This window comes from Archangium violaceum Cb vi76 (genome assembly GCF_000733295.1).
Lineage (GTDB): Bacteria > Myxococcota > Myxococcia > Myxococcales > Myxococcaceae > Archangium > Archangium violaceum.
The window spans coordinates 1-1,616 of record NZ_JPMI01000058.1; the positions used below are offsets into that span (position 1 = coordinate 1).

The 1,616-nt window shown below is 67.5% G+C and carries 3 protein-coding genes; 2 read left to right on the forward strand and 1 reads right to left on the reverse strand.

The features are described from left to right. Nucleotides 1-362, reverse strand: a 362-nt coding sequence (locus tag Q664_RS58935; RefSeq protein ID WP_200883679.1) for a hypothetical protein, incomplete at its 3' end; no start/stop codon positions are given. Here Q664_RS58935 and Q664_RS09910 point away from each other — a divergent pair. Both Q664_RS09910 and Q664_RS09915 read left to right on the forward strand, forming a co-directional pair. Next, entirely contained in the window at nucleotides 339-764 is a 426-nt protein-coding gene (locus tag Q664_RS09910) for a hypothetical protein (protein ID WP_052517913.1), read from the forward strand. The genes Q664_RS58935 and Q664_RS09910 overlap by 24 nt on opposite strands. A 110-nt stretch (nucleotides 765-874) precedes the next feature. Then, nucleotides 875-1,616, forward strand: a 742-nt coding sequence (locus tag Q664_RS09915) for an HTTM domain-containing protein (protein ID WP_043392672.1), incomplete at its 3' end; no start/stop codon positions are given.

Here is a 1,616-nt window from a genome sequence, read left to right on the forward strand (position 1 = left end):
GTGGCGGCGGCGGCGGTGGTGATGACGACGACGACGATGGCCACGGCGGTGGTGGTGGTGGTCACGACGACGACGACGATGGTCACGGCAACGGCGGTGGTGGCGGTCACCACGATGGCGACGGCTGCGGTGGCGGCCACGGCGGTGGTCACGACGATGACGACGACGGTCATGGCAACGGCGGCGGCGGGCACCATGATGGTGACGGCTGCGGCGGTGGTCACGGCGGTGGCGGCCACGACGACGATGACGATGGCAACGGCGGTGGTGGCGGCGGCGGCGACGACGTCTGCGGCTACTGCAATGACGGCGCGCCCGTGGCGGGAGCGGACAAGGGTGTGCAGCTCTGGGCGCCCAATCACAAGTACGTGACCCTGTCGCTGTCCGACTGCGCCCAGCCGGCGACGGACTCGTGCGGCAACACGCTGCCGATCGACACGTACGGTCATGTGCTCCGTGTCACCTCGGATGAGGTGGAGGATGCCAATGGCAACGGTGACGGCCGCACCTGCGAGGACATGTCCATCATCGTGGGCAAGTCGTTCGTGCAGCTGCGCGCGGAGCGCGAGGGCAAGGGGGATGGCCGCGTCTACACCATCCACTACGCCATCACCAACGACGCTGGCCTCTCCACCGAGGCCACCTGCCGTGTGCTCGTTCCGCACGACCAATCCGGCCGCACGGTAGTGGACAGCGGTGTGAAGTACTGCGTCGGCCAGGGGTGTCCCGAGGGCACCACCGAGGGCAGCCCGCTCTGCAAGTGAGCTCGTAATCGGGTGAAGTGGCGCGGGGCCCGGGACCAGCGGTTGGTCCCGGGCCCTTCGCTTTTCTGGAGGTTTCGAGGGCGGGCACTGGCGTGGTTTGATTCGAGCCCATGCGCTCGTTGCAAGCCCGGCTGCTCGCCCCCACCGACATCGCGCCGCTGGCCTGGTTCCGGCTCGTCTTCGGCGTGACGATGGTGGTCGAGGTCTTCCGCTACTTCTCCCGTGGATGGATCAAGAGCTACTACATCGAGCCGTCCTTCTTCTTCAGCTACTACGGCTTCGATTGGGTCAAGCCCTGGCCCGGCGATTGGATGTACGTCCACTTCGCGGCGCTCGGCGTGTTGGGGGCGATGATCGCCGCGGGCTTCTCGTATCGGGTCGCCACGCCCCTGTTCTGGCTCGGGATGACGTACGTCTTCCTGCTGGACCAGACCCAGTACCTCAATCACATGTACCTGGTGTGCCTCCTGGCCTTCCTGCTCATCTGGTTGCCTGGAGGCGCGGCCTTCGCGCTCGACGCGCGGCTGGGGCTCGCACGTCCGCGAGACACCGTGCCCACCTGGATGCTCTGGCTCGTCCGCGCGCAGATCGGCCTCGTCTATTTCTTCGGAGGGATCGCCAAGCTCGAGTCGGACTGGCTCAGCGGTGTGCCGGGCTCGATGTTCCTCCGCGGATGGGAGCTCACCGAACCGCTCGCCGGGCACGAGTGGGCGGCTCGCGCGTTCGCGCTCAGTGGCGCCGCGTTCGATCTGCTCGTCGTGCCCGGGTTGCTCTGGCCTCGCTCCCGCCCCTGGGCCATCGGTGCCGTGCTGGTGTTCCATCTCACCAACGCCCAGCTCTTCCGGATCGGTA